Origin of the sequence: Chryseobacterium sp. VAUSW3 (assembly GCF_002205795.1) — a bacterium.
Taxonomy (GTDB): Bacteria; Bacteroidota; Bacteroidia; order Flavobacteriales; family Weeksellaceae; genus Kaistella; species Kaistella yananensis.
The window spans coordinates 715,334-730,692 of sequence record NZ_NIUY01000002.1; the positions used below are offsets into that span (position 1 = coordinate 715,334).

Consider the following 15,359-nt stretch of genomic DNA (forward strand, 5'->3'; position numbering starts at 1 on the left):
ACAATGGAAACCTTACTTTATATCATGATCACACTGCTGGTTTTCGTTTCGATGGAAGGCGTTACATGGCTTACACACAAATATATCATGCATGGCTTAGGCTGGTATTTTCATGAAGATCATCACCAACCCGGATATCCGCACCTTTTCGAAAAAAATGATTTCTTTTTTGTAATTTTTGCCATTCCCAGTATTTTGCTTTTTTATTTTGGCAGCCGGGGCGAATTAAACTGGATGTTTTTTGTGGGACTTGGAATCCTGTTTTACGGAATAGGCTATTTTCTGGTTCATGATGTACTCATCCACCGCAGATTCAAATGGTTCGACAAAACCAACAACTGGTATTTCCGGGGCTTAAGAAAAGCGCATAAAATTCATCACAAACATTTAGGAAAAGAAGACGGCGAATGCTTCGGAATGCTTTTCGTTCCATTGAAATATTTCCGAGAAGCTAAATTATCAACTTCATAAAAACTAAAATCTTGCAGTCTTATTACTATTTATTACTCGATATCCTGAGCTTTTCTGTGCCTTTTCTCTTCAGTTTCGAGCGGAAAAGAATGCACTTCATCCAGTACTGGAAAGCTTTTTTTTCGGCCATTCTCTTGGTCGGTTTATTCTTCATCGCATGGGATATTTACTTCACTTACGAAAAAGTCTGGGGCTTTAATGATGAATATTTAATCAAATTCAGAATTTTCAATATGCCGCTGGAAGAATACCTCTTTTTCCTGCTCATTCCCTACGCCAGTGTTTTTATTCATTACTCTATGGAGTATTTTATTCCTAAAGTTATTCTGAATGAAGGCATTACCAAATGGATTACGTACGTCCTTTTTGTGATGAGTTTTTCTGTTGCTGTTTTAAATTACGACAAAATTTATACGGTATGCAGCTTCGGTCTTTTTGCTTTGCTGATGCTGCTTCAAATCATCCACAAATGGAAGGATGCGCGACGATTTTACCTTAGTTTTATCGTCATTTACATTCCGTTTTATTTTGTTAATAATGCGTTGACAGGCAATTATTCCGAAAATCCAGTCGTTTTTTACGATGATACTGAAAACCTCGGAATCCGCGTAGGAACTATGCCTCTGGAAGACAGTTTCTACTGTTTCACCCTTTTGTACAGTATTGTTTTAGTTTTTGAATATTTTAAAAGAAAATGGAATTATCCGCCAGCACCCAGCAGAACAGATGAAAATTAAAATCACCAAACAGTCGGGAATTTATACACTGACTTCAGAACAGATTCTCCCTATTTCGCTGAAAGAAGCCTGGGAATTCTTCACCGTTCCTACAAATCTGGATAAAATTACTCCTGATGAAATGAATTTTCATATCACAAATAATCCGGGTTCAGAGACTTACCAGGGGCAAATCATCACCTACAAAATCGGCATTTTTCCTTTGGTAAAAAGCAACTGGATTACGGAGATTACGCATCTGGTGAAAGAGAAATTTTTCGTAGACGAACAGCGGTTCGGTCCGTATGCGATGTGGCATCACGAACATCATTTCGCCGAAATGCAGGACGGAAAAGTAAAAATGACAGATATTGTGAATTTTAAAATGCCTTTGGGCCTCTTTGGCGATTTAATTGCAGGAAGAGCCGTAAAGAACAAGGTGAAATTTATATTTGAAAGCCGCTATAAAATTTTAAAAGAAATCATTAAATAATGAAAATATTACTCACAGGCGTTACAGGATATATTGGCAAAAGACTTCTGATACAGTTACTGGAAGAAGGTCATACCGTAGTTTGCTCTGTGAGAGACAAAAAAAGATTCAGTACGAAACTTTTTCAAAACCATCTGCATCAGTTAGAAATTATTGAAAATGATTTTTTGAATGCTGCTTCTTTACAAAATATTCCAAAAGACATACATTACGCATATTACCTGATTCATTCTATGTCTTCAGGACAAGGTGATTTTGAAGAAATGGAGAAAATTTCGGCAGAAAATTTCAGAAATGCATTAGAGAAAACGGCAGTAAAGCAGGTTATTTTCCTTACCGGAATCATCAATGAAGAAAAACTGTCAAAACATCTTCAGTCCAGAAAAAACGTAGAACAAGCACTGAAAAGTGAAAAATACGCGTTAACGAGTCTCCGCGCAGGAATAATCGTAGGTTCCGGCAGCGCGTCTTTTGAAATCATCCGTGATTTGGTTGAAAAACTCCCGGTGATGATTGCTCCGAAATGGCTGAAAACAAAATGCCAGCCGATTGCAATCCGAAATGTGATTCAGTTTCTTGTAGGTATTTTAGGGAAAGATTTTACTTACAATAAAGATTACGATATCGCGGGAACAGATATTTTAACTTATAAAGAAATGCTCCTGCAGTATGCGGAAGTCCGCGGTTTGAAAAGAACAATTTTCACGGTACCTGTAATGACGCCGCAACTTTCTTCGTATTGGCTTTATTTTATTACCAGCACCACCTATTCTTTAGCTAAAAACCTGGTCGATAGCATGAAAATAGATGTCATCGCCAAAAAAAACACGTTAGCACAAGATCTCGGGATCGAATTATTTTCTTACAAAGAAGCAATTCGCCAGGCTTTTGATAAAATTAAGCAGAATGATGTACTCTCGAGTTGGTACGATTCCTTCAGCAGCCCATTTCATGCCAGAAACGTATGGCAATATCTTGAAGTTCCTACTAAAGGCTGTTTTAAAGACATCCGCGAAATGAAAGTTGCTGATGAGGAATTATCGGCGGAAAGGGTTTTCAGCATCGGAGGAAAAACCGGTTGGTATTATGCTGATTTCCTCTGGAAAATCCGGGGATTTTTGGATAAACTTTTTGGGGGCGTTGGGCTACGGCGCGGACGCAGAAACCTTAATTCACTCGAAGCTGGCGATTCTGTGGATTTCTGGCGTGTTTTATATGCCGATAGAGAAGAAAAACGCCTGCTGCTGTTCGCGGAAATGAAAGTCCCCGGGGAGGCTTGGCTCGAATTTAAAATCAAGGACGGAATTCTTCATCAGGAAGCGACGTTCCGCCCGCTTGGGATATCAGGTAGACTTTACTGGTATTCGGTTTTGCCATTTCATGGTTTAATCTTCAACGGAATGCTGAGGAAACTTGCCGGTAAATAATCTATTCTACTGCTACAGAATCATCACCACGCCCGTCGGCTACGGCAGTAGCATTTCCGCTTTCATCGATTACAATCATTTCTGTACGGCCGATTTGCCGAACCCTTTCAATTTTATAGTTTTTCTTTTCGAGATTTTGTAGGGTTGTTTCAGGAAAATTATTTTCTACCATTACCGTTTCAGGCAACCACTGATGATGGAATTTTGGTGCGTTTACAGACATTCCCGGACTCAGTTTAAAATCAATAATATTTACAATCGACTGGTAAACTGATGTAGGAATCGTAGTTCCACCAGGTGTCCCCACAATAATGTAGGGCTTGCCATTTTTCATAACAATCGTTGGAGTCATGGAACTAAGCATTCTTTTTCCAGGTTCAATTTTATTCGCTTCTCCGCCCACAGCGCCAAACATATTAGGAACGCCCGGCTTTATTGAGAAATCATCCATTTCGTTATTCAGTAAAAATCCGGCTCCGGCTACCACTACTTTACTTCCGTACAAACCGTTGAGCGTTGTCGTGACTGCAACAGCATTTCCTTCTTTATCAATTACCGAAATATGTGTAGTTTCAGGGGATTCTTTAGGTTGCGGTGTTATTTTGCCAACTTCAGAACTTGGCGTAGCTCTATTTATATTGAAACTCTTCCAACGGTTTTTTAAATACTCATCGGAGATAAGCATCGAAGTTTTGTCTGTAATAAATCCCGGGTCGCCCATAAATTCTGCCCGGTCGGCAAAAGCACGTCTTTCCGATTCTACCATAATCTGCACGGCTTCGGTGGAATTCTGCTGATATTTTTCTAAATTTTCGTAGCCCGACATTTTCAGCATCTGAGCCAGTAAAATTCCGCCACTTGATGGCAACGGCATGGAAACGATGTCGTTGCCTTTATAATTGAAAACGATGGGTTTTCTTTCTGCAACTTTATAATTTTTAAGGTCATTTAAAGTAATAATACCGTTTCCGCGTTTCATTTCTGCGACGATTAGTTCGGCCGTTTTACCTTCATAAAAGCCTTTCTCACCGTTTTTTTGAATAAGCTTCAGCGTTTGAGCCAAATCTTTCTGAATCAGAATATCACCTTGTTTCCAGGCTGTATTTCTTTGGAAGACCGTAGGTACTTTATTGTGATCGTTAAAATACTGCATTTGATTATTAAGCAAACTCGCTTCCTTCTCGGTAATTGCAAAACCCTGTTCTGCCAGATCAATCGCAGGCTGAATAAGCTTTTCCATAGGAAGATTTGCATGTTTTAAGGTAGCATAAAATCCTGCTACGGAGCCGGGAATACCTACTGCCAATCTTCCGTTTTGGGACAGATCGGTATTTGCTTTACCTTTTTTATCGAGGTACATATCCTGGGAAGCTTTTGCAGGCGCCGTTTCCCGAAAATCGATGGTAAATTTCTCACCGGTATTTTTTACTCCAACTAAAAATCCACCGCCACCGATGTTTCCTGCCTGTGGATAAACCACTGCCAAAGCGTATTGTACAGCGATTACTGCATCAAAAGCATTTCCTCCCATTTTCATTACTTTTGCGCCGGCTTCACTTGCCAGTGGGTGTGCCGAAACGACCAAACCCTTGTCTTTGGTGCGGATTTCCTTAATAATATTAATATCGGTGAACTGAGCAAATGCAAAGTGGGAAGAAATGATGAGAAGAAACAGCGTTTTTTTCATGTCGGAAATTTCCTCAAAAATAAGAAAATGCTTTCAATTGCGAAAAGCTGTTGGATATCCTCAGCTGCGAACCTTTCAGTTGTATTCCTTTTATGCAGCGAAGTATAGCAAAAAACAGGAACAGAAAACGGAGAATGTTGCCCACAATAATATTTAGCGAATTCTGGCGGGAAAATTCTTTTAATTTTTTAAATTTGCTAAAATCAATTTCTAAATTCTACAAATGGAATCCTACACGGAAAAAATTCTTATCACCGGTGCGCTGGGACAGATTGGCACCGAACTCACCAACAGATTAGTTGAAATTCATGGCGCTGAAAATGTAATTGCTTCGGGACTCGACCGTTGGGACAAAAACCTTACTACAGCGGGTTTTTATGAAAGAATGGATGTTTCGAATACGCAACTTGTGAGACAGGTGGTAAAGGATTACGAAATTACAACCGTGTATCACCTGGCGTCTTTGCTTTCCGGGACCTCTGAAAAACAACCGCTTTTTGCCTGGAAACTCAATGTAGAACCGCTTCTAAACTTCTGCGAGATGGCAAAGGAAGGATTGCTGAAAAAAGTGTTCTGGCCAAGTTCGATCGCAGTTTTCGGGAAAGGAATTCCGAAAGAAAATGTGGGTCAGGATGTGGTTTTAAATCCTACGACCGTGTATGGAATCTCGAAAATGGCCGGTGAAAAATGGTGCGAATACTATCATGACAAATTTGGTGTAGATGTGCGAAGCATCCGTTATCCGGGTTTAATTTCCTGGAAAACTCCCGCAGGTGGCGGAACAACAGATTACGCAGTAGAAATTTTTTATGAAGCCGTAGAACAGGGAAAATACATCAGTTTTATCTCCGAAAACACAGCGATGCCAATGCTTTACATGGATGACGCTATTAATGCAACTTTGAAATTAATGGAAGCTCCAAAAGAAAATTTAACTGTTCGTACTTCCTATAATTTGGGTGGATTATCTTTTACACCTAAAGAGCTTGCAACTGAAATTAAAAATGAAATGCCGGATTTTGAAATTGATTACAAACCTGATTTCCGCCAGGCTATCGCCGACTCGTGGCCAGCTTCCATTGACGATTCTATCGCAAAAAAAGACTGGGGATTAACTTATGAATTCGGGATTACCGAGATGACCAAAGATATGCTGAAAAATCTTAAAGTAAAACTCGGCAAATAACTTTTAATGATTTTATTAACCTTCAACATCATTAATAATAAGCGTGATTTTAAAAACAATTACCGGCTTAATGATGGGGAGATTACAGAAATCACCATCGATAACGTTTCTTCAGTTCTGAGGATTTTAGGAAATAATAACATTCTGGCGACTTTTTTTATAGAAATTTCGTTGGTGGTTACTTTACAGCCTTTGATAAAAAAAATAATCAGCAAAGGTCATGAAATTGCTCTATATAACGCAGATTCCAACATCACCGAAATTGAAACTGCTAAACAATTAACTGAGGCTTTCACCGAAAAACTTATCCGTGGAATAAGACAGAAAGAAGTCAACCTTTCTGTAGATGCACTGAAAAAACTAGAATTCAGCTACATTTCAAATATTGAGAACGCCAACATACTTTTCCCCCTGAAAAGGTTGCAGCGAAGCACTGAAATCATCGAGGAAAATGGCGTAAGCATTATACCGGAAAGCATTTCGCCCTATTCGCAAATCCCATATAATGATTTTGTTTTCCAGATGGTTCCGCTGAAATTCTATCAGAACATGGTCACTGAAACATTGAAGAATGAAGATTTCATTCTTATTTACCTGAATTCCTGGCAGTTTACCGACTTCGAAAAATATCAATTCAAGATTCCGTTCTACCGGAAATACAACTCAGGCAGAAAGATGGAAGACAAGCTGGAACATTTTTTACAATGGTGTAATACCAACGAATTGGCTTGTGCTCGGATGAAGGATTTTATTTTTTGATTGCGCGTGCAAGGTATGATCCAAATTATAAACTCGCATTAAAATAGTAATCATTAATCAAATTTAATGTGAATTTGCAATAAATAATCAATTTTTATTGGTGATTTAATTTTTTTATACTTAACTTTGAAGGTAAGTTTAACCAAATTAAATTTCTTATGAAAAAAATTCTACTATTTGCCTCCTTCTTGGCAATCCCATTCTCTGGAACCGCACAGGTTTTTCAGGAAAATTTTGACGGAGCCGGCCCTGGTTTTGGTGCCTGGACATTAATTGATGTTGATGGACAAAGCCATGCTGAAGCTGTATCAGATTTTGACGCTGGTGCGTGGATTAGAAAGAACAGAGGTGGGCCAACACCTAATTACGGTGGACCAGACAATGATTTTGCAGCAGCAAGCTCCTCGTGGTATGATCCTGCCGGAACCTCTAATGATTGGTTGGTATCACCACAAATCGTTCTTCCTGCAGGGAATACTTTCCTTCAGTGGGATTCCAAAGCTCAGGATCCTGCATATCCGGACGGATACAAAGTAATGTTGGCGCCCAACGGCGGAAATACGGTATCGGATTTTACCATAACATTATTCGATACTGCCGCTGAAAATCCTGCATGGACTACCAGAACTGCAAATCTTAGTGCATATTCAGGAACTACAGTTCGTGTTGCTTTTGTGAATAATTCAAATGACAAATTTGTATTGTTGGTAGATAATATTTCGGTGCAGCTTGCTCCTACTTCGCCACCAGATTGTCCTACACTTGTTTCTCCAGCCAATGCAGCTGCAGGTATAGACTATACCGCGCCTGTCACTTTAACTTGGACAGCAGCTACTAGCGGTACGGCAGCAACCAGTTACGATGTTTATCTAGGGACTTCTCCTAATCCAACAACTTTATTAGGAAATGTGCCGGGAACAACCACTTCTGCTACTGGCTTAGCACCTTCAACCACTTATTACTGGAGGGTTGTTTCTAAAAACGGAGCAGGTGATGCTACAGGATGTACAGAATTCTCATTCACAACCGCAGCAAACCCGTTCGCCCCTTACTGTGGCCCTGTTTCTATAACTTCGAACACAGAGCCAATTACTTTAGTAAATTTTGCAGGAATCAATAACGAAACATCACCTACCCTCAATGGAACTCCGGATCACGAGAACTTTACAACTATCGTTGGAAACGTGACTCAGGGAAGCTCTTATGACATCACCCTGAAAGGAAATACCGGCGGAAACTGGGTCAACAGATTCGCAGTGTTTATTGACTGGAATCAAAACGGTATTTTAAATGATGCGGGAGAAGTATATCAAATTACGCAAACCATTACCAACTCTACAGGAACTGATAACGTACAGGCAGTACAGTCACTGGCCGTTCCTTCCGATGCGGTACTGGGTAACACCAGAATGAGAGTGAAGAAAATTTTCGGAACTACTAATTATCTGGATCCTTGTGCTAATGCGTCATTCGGACAGCTTGAAGATTATACCCTAAATGTGACTTCACTGGGCGTAAACGACAATATGAAGAATGCAGTGAAAATTTATCCGAACCCTGTTGTTGAAATGTTGAATATAGAATCTCCTAACAAAGTGAAATCTGTATCAGTATTTGATGCTACCGGAAAAGTTGTTTCTACATACTCACTAAATGCTTCTAAGTCGCAGATTAACCTATCTAAACTTGCACCTGGAGTTTATGTGGTAAATATCGAAATGGAAAATGAAACCAAATCGATCAAGGTAATCAAGAAATAGTAAGAAACTTCATCAATATTAAATTTAGGTCTGCAGCAATGCAGACCTTTTTTATTTATTTTACTGAAATATTGTTACTTTAGGAAATAATTATTACTTTTGCACCTCGAAATAATTAACAAATTTATTTAACATTATGAACAATTACGAAACTGTTTTCATTTTAACTCCCGTTCTATCTGACGCACAGGTGGAGGAAGCAGTAAAAAAATTCGAAGATCTTTTGACTTCACACAATTGCGAAATCGTTGCCAAAGAAAATTGGGGACTTAAGAAATTGGCTTATCCAATCCAATTGAAAAAGAATGGTTTTTACACTTTAATCGAATTTAAAGGCGAAGGAAGTGTAGTTGCAGATTTAGAACTTGCTTTCAAACGTGATGAAAGAGTTATCAGATTCTTGACTACTAAATTAGACAAGCACGCTGTAGACTACGCAGTAACTAGAAGAAACAAACTAAAAACTGCAAAAGCTTAATTTTAACCCTCTAAAAATTTACAACAATGGCAATAGATGATATGGCTAAACAAGCCTCTGCTGGAGGTGAATCTGAAGTAAAATTTCTTACTCCACTAGATATTAACACAAAATCTGAAAAAAAATACTGTAGATTCAAAAAATACGGAATCAAGCATGTTGATTATAAAGATGAAAAATTCCTTCTTCAGTTCGTAAACGAGCAAGGTAAAATTTTACCAAGAAGATATACTGGAACTTCTTTGAAATACCAAAGAAAAGTTTCTGCTGCAATCAAAAGAGCAAGACACCTTGCTTTGATGCCTTACGTAGCGGATTTATTAAAATAATTATAAAACAAAATAGTTGTTGGTTGTTTTACAAAAACGCCTAACTTCTAAATAAAAAAGGACAACAACAATGGAAATTATTCTAAAAAAAGACGTAGAAAACTTAGGATTAGAGTTTGATACGGTAAACGTAAAACCAGGGTATGCAAGAAACTACTTGTTACCACAAGGTTTAGCTCTTTTGGCTACTCCAAAAAACAAAGCTAATCTAGAGGCAACTTTGGAAGCCAGAAAAGAAGAAGAAGCTAAATTGATCGCAAACGCAAACGCTATCGTTGAGCAATTGAAGAAAACAAACATCACCATTGCTACAAAAGTAGGCGCAGGTGATAAACTTTTCGGATCTATCAACAACGCAAACCTTTCTGAAGAATTGGCTAAAGCAGGTGTTGAAGTAGACAAAAAATACATCAAAATCCCTGGGAACACCATTAAGAGAACAGGTAAATTTGCTGCTCAAATCCGTTTACACAGAAATGTAGAGCACACTTACGAATTCGATATCGTATCTGACGCTCCACCAGCACCGGCAGCCCCAAAAGCAGCCCCAGCTCCAAAGAAAGTTGAAGAAACTCCTGCTGAAGAAGCATAAGATTTCTAAACATATTTTTAAGAATCCGGTAATTTATTTTACCGGATTTTTTTTTTAACGCTATTGAGTCATTTTTATATTGAATATAAAATGATAAATTTGTTTAATGCACCCAATCTTTGTTTATCTGCGACGCAGTATTAAAAAATCTTTTGATAACCTCCAAAATGAAAAACTGAAACATAATCTGTTGCAGGCGGTTCCGTTTTGGATCGGATCACTGATTACCGGAGTCTTAGCAGTAATGTACGCGAAACTTTTCACCTGGGGAGAAAAACTGATGAATTTTATTATCGATTGGAATGCGTGGATGATTTTCATTATCGCTCCTATTGGTTTCGTGTTGTCCTGGTGGCTTGTAAAAGAATTTGCGCCATATTCAAAAGGTAGCGGAATTCCGCAGGTTATGGCTGCTGTAGAACTCGCTAACCCAAAAGAACATACCAAAATACGTCATCTTTTAAGCCTGAAAATTATTGTATTCAAAATTTTATCGAGCGTGGTGTTGGTCATCGGTGGCGGTGCAGTGGGTCGTGAAGGTCCAACGATTCAAATTGCAGGTTCTGTATTCCGGAAAGTCAATGAATATTTGCCAGATTGGTGGCCAAAAATATCCAAAAAAAACATGATTATGACGGGTGCGGCGGCAGGTCTTTCGGCGGCATTTAATACACCTCTCGGAGGAATTGTATTCGCTGTGGAAGAACTTTCTAAAACACATATCAACTATTTCAAAACTGCACTTTTTACGGCGGTAATTATTGCAGGATTAACAGCGCAAACACTGGCAGGTTCTTATCTTTATCTGGGGTATCCCAAAACTGCCGATGTAAGTCTTATGGTGATGTTTCCTGTCATTTTGGTGGCAGGAATTTCAGGAATTTTAGCCAGTCAGCTTTCGGTTCTGATGCTCGCCATTAATTCATGGAAGAAACGATTGAAAACAGACCGCAGCAACATTATCTTTCTTGTAATTTCTGCTTTAATTATAGCCTCTTTAGCATTTTTTGTAAATAGGGAGATTCTGGGTTCAGGAAAAGAACTTATGGAAAGAACGCTCTTCACCGATGATAAACATGAAGCGTGGTATATGCCCATTTTCAGAATGATTGGGCCGGCTTTGGCTTTCACTTCTGGTGGCGCAGGCGGAATCTTCGCACCCGCACTTTCAGCGGGAGCCAGTGTAGGATCTGTAATATCGGGCTGGATTCATTTAACACCCAACGAAACCAACGTGGTAATTTTGGGAGGAATGGTGGCATTTCTTACAGGAATTACACGCGCTCCATTTACCTCGGCAATTATTGTCCTCGAAATGACCGACAGGCATTCGCTCATCTTCCATCTGATGCTTGCAGGCATGGTTTCTTCACTCATCTCTTTAATGGTAAGCAAGAGATCACTTTATGACGCTTTAAAAATATCTTATCTCGAGGAACTTCGCGTTGAACGGAAATCATAAAAATTCCGGTAAAATTATTTACCGGAATTTTTCTAAATTTCACTTAGTTAATAAGGTGTAGATTTATGCTTTACATTACCCAAAATGTCTGGGAAATAAACATCCGACAGATGATCAAATTCATCGCCTCTCATAAACATTGTAGCATCCACCTCATCATAAGAATCTTTTCCGGCAGCTGCAATCAGCTCGTTGCAGGTATGAAGTGTATTTTTGTGGAAATGATAAACTCGCTCGCTTTTATCAGTGACATCCAGCCCTTTAATAAGCATCTTGTCCTGAGTTGCAACTCCTGTAGGGCAATTGTTTGTATTACATCGTAATGCCTGAATACAACCCAGCGCGAACATAAATCCACGCGCATTGTTGCACATATCTGCTCCCATTGCGATCGCTCGTAAAATATCAAGGGAAGTAAGAACTTTTCCGCTTGCAATTATCCTCACCTTATCGCGGAGGTTGAAATTTTTCAGTGTTCTGTTCACAAAAATCAAAGCGGGTTCCAGCGGCATCCCCACACCGTCAGAAAATTCCGGAGGTGCGGCTCCTGTACCACCTTCTGCTCCGTCAACAGTGATAAAATCCGGATAAATTTTAAGCACATTCATCTGAACGCATATATCTTCAAATTCTTTAGTATCACCAATACAAAGTTTAAATCCTACCGGTTTACCACCGGAAAGTTCTCTAAGTTGCTGAATAAATTTCAACAGTCCGGCCGCATCAGAAAACGCGGAATGGGAAGGTGGAGATATAATCGTCATTCCCGGACGTACATGGCGAATTGCAGCAATCTCGGGTGTGTTTTTAGCGCCTGGTAATACACCACCGTGGCCTGGTTTAGCGCCTTGTGAAACTTTGATCTCGATCATTTTAACGTTAGGAATTGTGGCATTTTTAGTGAAGATTTCAGGAGAAAATTTCCCTTCCTCATCCCGACAGCCGAAATATCCGGTTCCGATTTGCCAGCATAAATCGCCTCCTTCCAGATGATAAGGCGAAATTCCACCCTCACCTGTATTATGGTAAAAACCACCTTTTTTTGCTCCTCTGTTCAGCGAGATCTGCGCTCTGTCACTAAGAGAGCCAAAACTCATGGCGGAAATATTGAATAAAGAAGCATGATATTTTTGAGTACATTGTTCTCCTCCAACCCAAACTCTCGGCAATTCTTCTTTTGGTGATTTGGCGTAGATTGAATGTTTAATTCCCTCGTATTTCCTTTGATTAATCTCTAACTGAGTACCAAACGGTACGGTGTCGCTGATGTTTTTGGAACGGCGGTAAACTGCAGAACGCTGGTTTCTGGGGAAAGGTTTTCCATCGGTTTCCCGTTCGATAAAATACTGTTGCATTTCGGGTGAAATTCCTTCAAAGAAATATCTGAAATATCCCAATACAGGGAAGTTACGGAGTATGGCATGTTTTGTCTGAAAACTGTTATAAATTCCCAAAGCATAAATTGCCGTTAATAAAATTGGAATCCAGTAGTGCGCTTTTATCAGCAAAGCAGTTACCCAAATCAAGATGAGGATGATGATTCCCCACTTAATGAATTTGTCTCTCATTAGAATTTTTTTTATAAAAATTGACCTCAAATTTAACAATAATAAACCGACAAAAAAAACCGCTTTCATTTATATGAAAACGGCTTTAGCAGAGCGTATTTGCTACTTGCTCCAGTAAATTTTTGTATGCTGAACATCTGCCGAATTGGTGCCTATCATCACATCAAATTCGCCTTCTTCCCAATCATACTTCAGTGCGTTGTTATAAAACTTAAGGTCTTCCGGAGTAATGGTGAACGTTATTTTTTTGTTTTCTCCTTTTTTAAGGAAAACTTTCTCGAAGCCTTTCAGCTCTTTTACAGGTCTTGTGATACTTCCTACCATATCACGGATGTAAAGCTGTACCACTTCTGCCCCATCATAATTTCCGGAATTCTTTACAGTAACTGAAGCCTGAATGGACTGATTTCCTTTTGGATTTGTATTTGAAACTGACATATCCGAATAGGTAAAATTTGTATAACTCAACCCATACCCGAAAGGATAAAGCGGTGTGTTGCATTCATCCATATAATTGGCGCGGAACCTGTCGTACTCACATTTAGCAGTTTTTTCTGCACTTAAGGGTCTGCCTGTATTTTTGTGATTGTAATAGATAGGAACCTGACCTAAACTTCTTGGGAATGTTACCGGCAATTTTCCTGAAGGGTTTATTTTCCCAAACAGTACATCTGAAATTGCATTACCTGCCTCCGTTCCGGCAAACCACACATTAAGGATCACTTCAGGTAAATCTTTCACATTGGTTAACGCTAAAGGTCTTCCGGTGAAAAGCACCATAGCGATCGGTTTTCCGGTTTTTTTGAGTTCATTGAGTAAATCAACCTGAGACTGCGGAATAGTGATTTCACTTCTGGATGATGATTCGCCGCTCATTTCAGCAGATTCGCCAATCGCAAGAACGATAACATCGGCTTTGTTTGCCACGTCCAATGCTTCTTTCAGAATAACTTCTTTAGGGCGATTATCTCGGTCAGTCAGTTTTCCGTGGGCTGCGTAAATACTTTCAAGTTTCTCGCTGTAATCAATATTTGCACCTTTAGCAGAAATGAATTTCACTTCTTTGCCAAAATTATCCTGCAGACCTTTCATTAGAGAAATTGCATTGGCATGCTTTGCTCCCACACTCCAGGTTCCGGCCATATTGAGTGAATTATTCACTAACGGACCGATGACCGCAACGGTTCCGGATTTTTTCAAAGGCAGAACATTATTTTCATTTTTCAACAAGACCATAGACTGGGCTGCGGTGTTTCTTGCAATATTTCGGTTTTCGAGACTGCTAACTTCTTTCGCTGCCAGTTTTACGTCTCCATATCGGTAAGGATCTTCAAAAAGTCCTAAATCATATTTTGCCTCCAGAACTCTTTTGGCGGCCTGATCTATTTCAGCCTGGGTTACCTTTCCTTCTTCCAAAGATTTTTTCAATGTTTTCAGAAAACCTTCGCCCACCATATCCATATCGATACCCGCTTTCAGCGAAAGGGCAGAAACCTGCTGAAGATCGCCCATTCCGTGATCAATCATCTCGTTAATTCCGGTGTAATCACTCACTACAAATCCATTGAAGCCCCATTTTTCACGTAATATTTCGGTTTGCAGCCATCTGTTTCCAGTTGCAGGAATTCCTTCAACTTCATTAAAGGAAGCCATTACCGTCCCTACACCGGCATCTACGGCCGCTTTATAAGGTGGAAAATATTCATTAAACATGCGTACCCGACTCATATCTACGGTATTATAATCCATTCCGCCTTCACCGGCACCGTAGAGTGCAAAATGTTTCACACAGGCCATAATGGTATTGCTGAGAGATAAATCTTTCCCCTGATAACCGTACACCATATGTTTTGCAATTTCGCTGCCCAGATACGGATCTTCACCAGATCCTTCAGAAATTCTACCCCATCTCGGTTCGCGGGAAATGTCTGTCATTGGTGAGAATGTCCAGGAAATTCCGTCTGAAGAAGCTTCCCGCGCGGCCACTTTTGCAGACTGCTGAATTAAATTCATATCCCACGATGCAGCCAGGCCTAACGGAATCGGAAAATTGGTTTCATAACCATGAATCACATCCATCCCGAAAATTAACGGAATTTTCAGACGGCTTTTTTCTACGGCAACTTTCTGTACGGCTCTTATTTTTTCGGCTCCTTTAATATTGAAAAGTCCGCCGACCAAACCATTTTCTATCTTCTTTCCGATATCGGAATTCTGTGCCTGCCCTGTGGTGAAATCCCCCGCACTGGGAAGATTGAGCTGACCAATTTTTTCGTCAAGAGTCATTTTCGCGAGCAGGGCATCAACAAAAGCTTTTTTCTTTGCATTGTACTGCGCCGTCTGGTAAGACTGTACCGGTTTAGTCACCATTTCCTGTGCTAAAATGCATGTTGAAAGTGCCATAGCAGCAACTAAAACTATTTTCTTCATA

At 39.6% G+C, this 15,359-nt stretch carries 14 protein-coding genes; 11 read left to right on the top strand and 3 right to left on the bottom strand.

The window, feature by feature from the left end; all coding sequences use genetic code 11:
* Positions 1-3: 3 nt before the first annotated feature.
* The 4 genes from CDW55_RS08575 to CDW55_RS08590 are packed head-to-tail and all read left to right on the top strand — an operon-like array spanning position 4 to position 3,107.
* Positions 4-471 carry a sterol desaturase family protein gene (locus CDW55_RS08575; protein WP_088469325.1) on the top strand — a complete coding sequence of 156 codons (468 nt, stop codon included), beginning with the start codon at positions 4-6 and terminating at the stop codon, positions 469-471.
* 11 nt (positions 472-482) lie between these two features.
* Positions 483-1,208: a lycopene cyclase domain-containing protein gene (locus tag CDW55_RS08580; protein ID WP_088469326.1), complete on the top strand. Its 726-nt coding sequence runs from the start codon at positions 483-485 to the stop codon at positions 1,206-1,208.
* Positions 1,198-1,680 (top strand): SRPBCC family protein, encoded by a 483-nt coding sequence (locus CDW55_RS08585; protein WP_088469563.1) that lies wholly within the window; start codon positions 1,198-1,200, stop codon positions 1,678-1,680. Before CDW55_RS08580 ends, CDW55_RS08585 begins: the two co-directional genes overlap by 11 nt.
* Positions 1,680-3,107, top strand: coding sequence for an SDR family oxidoreductase (locus tag CDW55_RS08590; protein WP_088469327.1), 1,428 nt, complete (start codon positions 1,680-1,682; stop codon positions 3,105-3,107). Before CDW55_RS08585 ends, CDW55_RS08590 begins: the two co-directional genes overlap by 1 nt.
* 1 nt (position 3,108) lies before the next feature.
* On the opposite strand, the gene ggt is transcribed toward CDW55_RS08590, so the two are convergent.
* Positions 3,109-4,794 carry a gamma-glutamyltransferase gene (ggt, locus tag CDW55_RS08595; RefSeq protein ID WP_088469328.1) on the bottom strand — a complete coding sequence of 562 codons (1,686 nt, stop codon included), beginning with the start codon at positions 4,792-4,794 and terminating at the stop codon, positions 3,109-3,111.
* A 223-nt stretch (positions 4,795-5,017) separates the two neighbouring features.
* Here ggt and CDW55_RS08600 point away from each other — a divergent pair, with 223 nt between their 5' ends.
* From CDW55_RS08600 to CDW55_RS08630, 7 genes are all read left to right on the top strand, one after another.
* A complete protein-coding gene (locus CDW55_RS08600) occupies positions 5,018-5,980 on the top strand; it encodes an NAD-dependent epimerase/dehydratase family protein (protein WP_088469329.1) in 963 nt (320 codons plus the stop codon).
* Positions 5,981-5,986: 6 nt separating this feature from the next.
* Positions 5,987-6,739 carry a polysaccharide deacetylase gene (locus tag CDW55_RS08605; RefSeq protein WP_088469330.1) on the top strand — a complete coding sequence of 251 codons (753 nt, stop codon included), beginning with the start codon at positions 5,987-5,989 and terminating at the stop codon, positions 6,737-6,739.
* A gap of 158 nt (positions 6,740-6,897) precedes the next feature.
* Positions 6,898-8,499: a T9SS-dependent choice-of-anchor J family protein gene (locus CDW55_RS08610; protein ID WP_088469331.1), complete on the top strand. Its 1,602-nt coding sequence runs from the start codon at positions 6,898-6,900 to the stop codon at positions 8,497-8,499.
* A gap of 136 nt (positions 8,500-8,635) precedes the next feature.
* Positions 8,636-8,977 (top strand): 30S ribosomal protein S6, encoded by a 342-nt coding sequence (rpsF, locus tag CDW55_RS08615; RefSeq protein WP_088469332.1) that lies wholly within the window; start codon positions 8,636-8,638, stop codon positions 8,975-8,977.
* A 26-nt stretch (positions 8,978-9,003) separates the two neighbouring features.
* Entirely contained in the window at positions 9,004-9,306 is a 303-nt protein-coding gene (rpsR, locus tag CDW55_RS08620) for a 30S ribosomal protein S18 (protein ID WP_031503984.1), read from the top strand.
* A gap of 70 nt (positions 9,307-9,376) precedes the next feature.
* Positions 9,377-9,898, top strand: coding sequence for a 50S ribosomal protein L9 (gene rplI / locus CDW55_RS08625; RefSeq protein WP_088469333.1), 522 nt, complete (start codon positions 9,377-9,379; stop codon positions 9,896-9,898).
* Between the two features lie 106 nt (positions 9,899-10,004).
* Positions 10,005-11,360, top strand: coding sequence for a chloride channel protein (locus CDW55_RS08630; protein WP_088469334.1), 1,356 nt, complete (start codon positions 10,005-10,007; stop codon positions 11,358-11,360).
* A gap of 47 nt (positions 11,361-11,407) precedes the next feature.
* Here the strand turns inward: CDW55_RS08630 and CDW55_RS08635 are convergent, their stop codons facing one another.
* Together CDW55_RS08635 and bglX are read right to left on the bottom strand one after the other, a co-directional pair.
* Entirely contained in the window at positions 11,408-12,928 is a 1,521-nt protein-coding gene (locus CDW55_RS08635) for an FMN-binding glutamate synthase family protein (RefSeq protein ID WP_088469564.1), read from the bottom strand.
* Between the two features lie 102 nt (positions 12,929-13,030).
* Positions 13,031-15,358 (bottom strand): beta-glucosidase BglX, encoded by a 2,328-nt coding sequence (gene bglX, locus CDW55_RS08640; protein ID WP_088469335.1) that lies wholly within the window; start codon positions 15,356-15,358, stop codon positions 13,031-13,033.
* Position 15,359 lies beyond the last annotated feature (1 nt).

Excerpts from the sequence above, each read along its gene's own strand:
- rpsR (WP_031503984.1), top strand. The coding sequence starts at position 9,004 with ATGGCAATAGATGATATGGCTAAACAAGCCTCTGCTGGAGGTGAATCT.
- bglX (WP_088469335.1), bottom strand. The coding sequence starts at position 15,358 with ATGAAGAAAATAGTTTTAGTTGCTGCTATGGCACTTTCAACATGCATT.
- CDW55_RS08610 (WP_088469331.1), top strand. The coding sequence starts at position 6,898 with ATGAAAAAAATTCTACTATTTGCCTCCTTCTTGGCAATCCCATTCTCT.
- CDW55_RS08585 (WP_088469563.1), top strand. The coding sequence starts at position 1,198 with ATGAAAATTAAAATCACCAAACAGTCGGGAATTTATACACTGACTTCA.
- CDW55_RS08605 (WP_088469330.1), top strand. The coding sequence starts at position 5,987 with ATGATTTTATTAACCTTCAACATCATTAATAATAAGCGTGATTTTAAA.
- rplI (WP_088469333.1), top strand. The coding sequence starts at position 9,377 with ATGGAAATTATTCTAAAAAAAGACGTAGAAAACTTAGGATTAGAGTTT.
- rpsF (WP_088469332.1), top strand. The coding sequence starts at position 8,636 with ATGAACAATTACGAAACTGTTTTCATTTTAACTCCCGTTCTATCTGAC.
- CDW55_RS08590 (WP_088469327.1), top strand. The coding sequence starts at position 1,680 with ATGAAAATATTACTCACAGGCGTTACAGGATATATTGGCAAAAGACTT.
- CDW55_RS08635 (WP_088469564.1), bottom strand. The coding sequence starts at position 12,928 with ATGAGAGACAAATTCATTAAGTGGGGAATCATCATCCTCATCTTGATT.
- CDW55_RS08630 (WP_088469334.1), top strand. The coding sequence starts at position 10,005 with ATGCACCCAATCTTTGTTTATCTGCGACGCAGTATTAAAAAATCTTTT.
- ggt (WP_088469328.1), bottom strand. The coding sequence starts at position 4,794 with ATGAAAAAAACGCTGTTTCTTCTCATCATTTCTTCCCACTTTGCATTT.
- CDW55_RS08575 (WP_088469325.1), top strand. The coding sequence starts at position 4 with ATGGAAACCTTACTTTATATCATGATCACACTGCTGGTTTTCGTTTCG.
- CDW55_RS08600 (WP_088469329.1), top strand. The coding sequence starts at position 5,018 with ATGGAATCCTACACGGAAAAAATTCTTATCACCGGTGCGCTGGGACAG.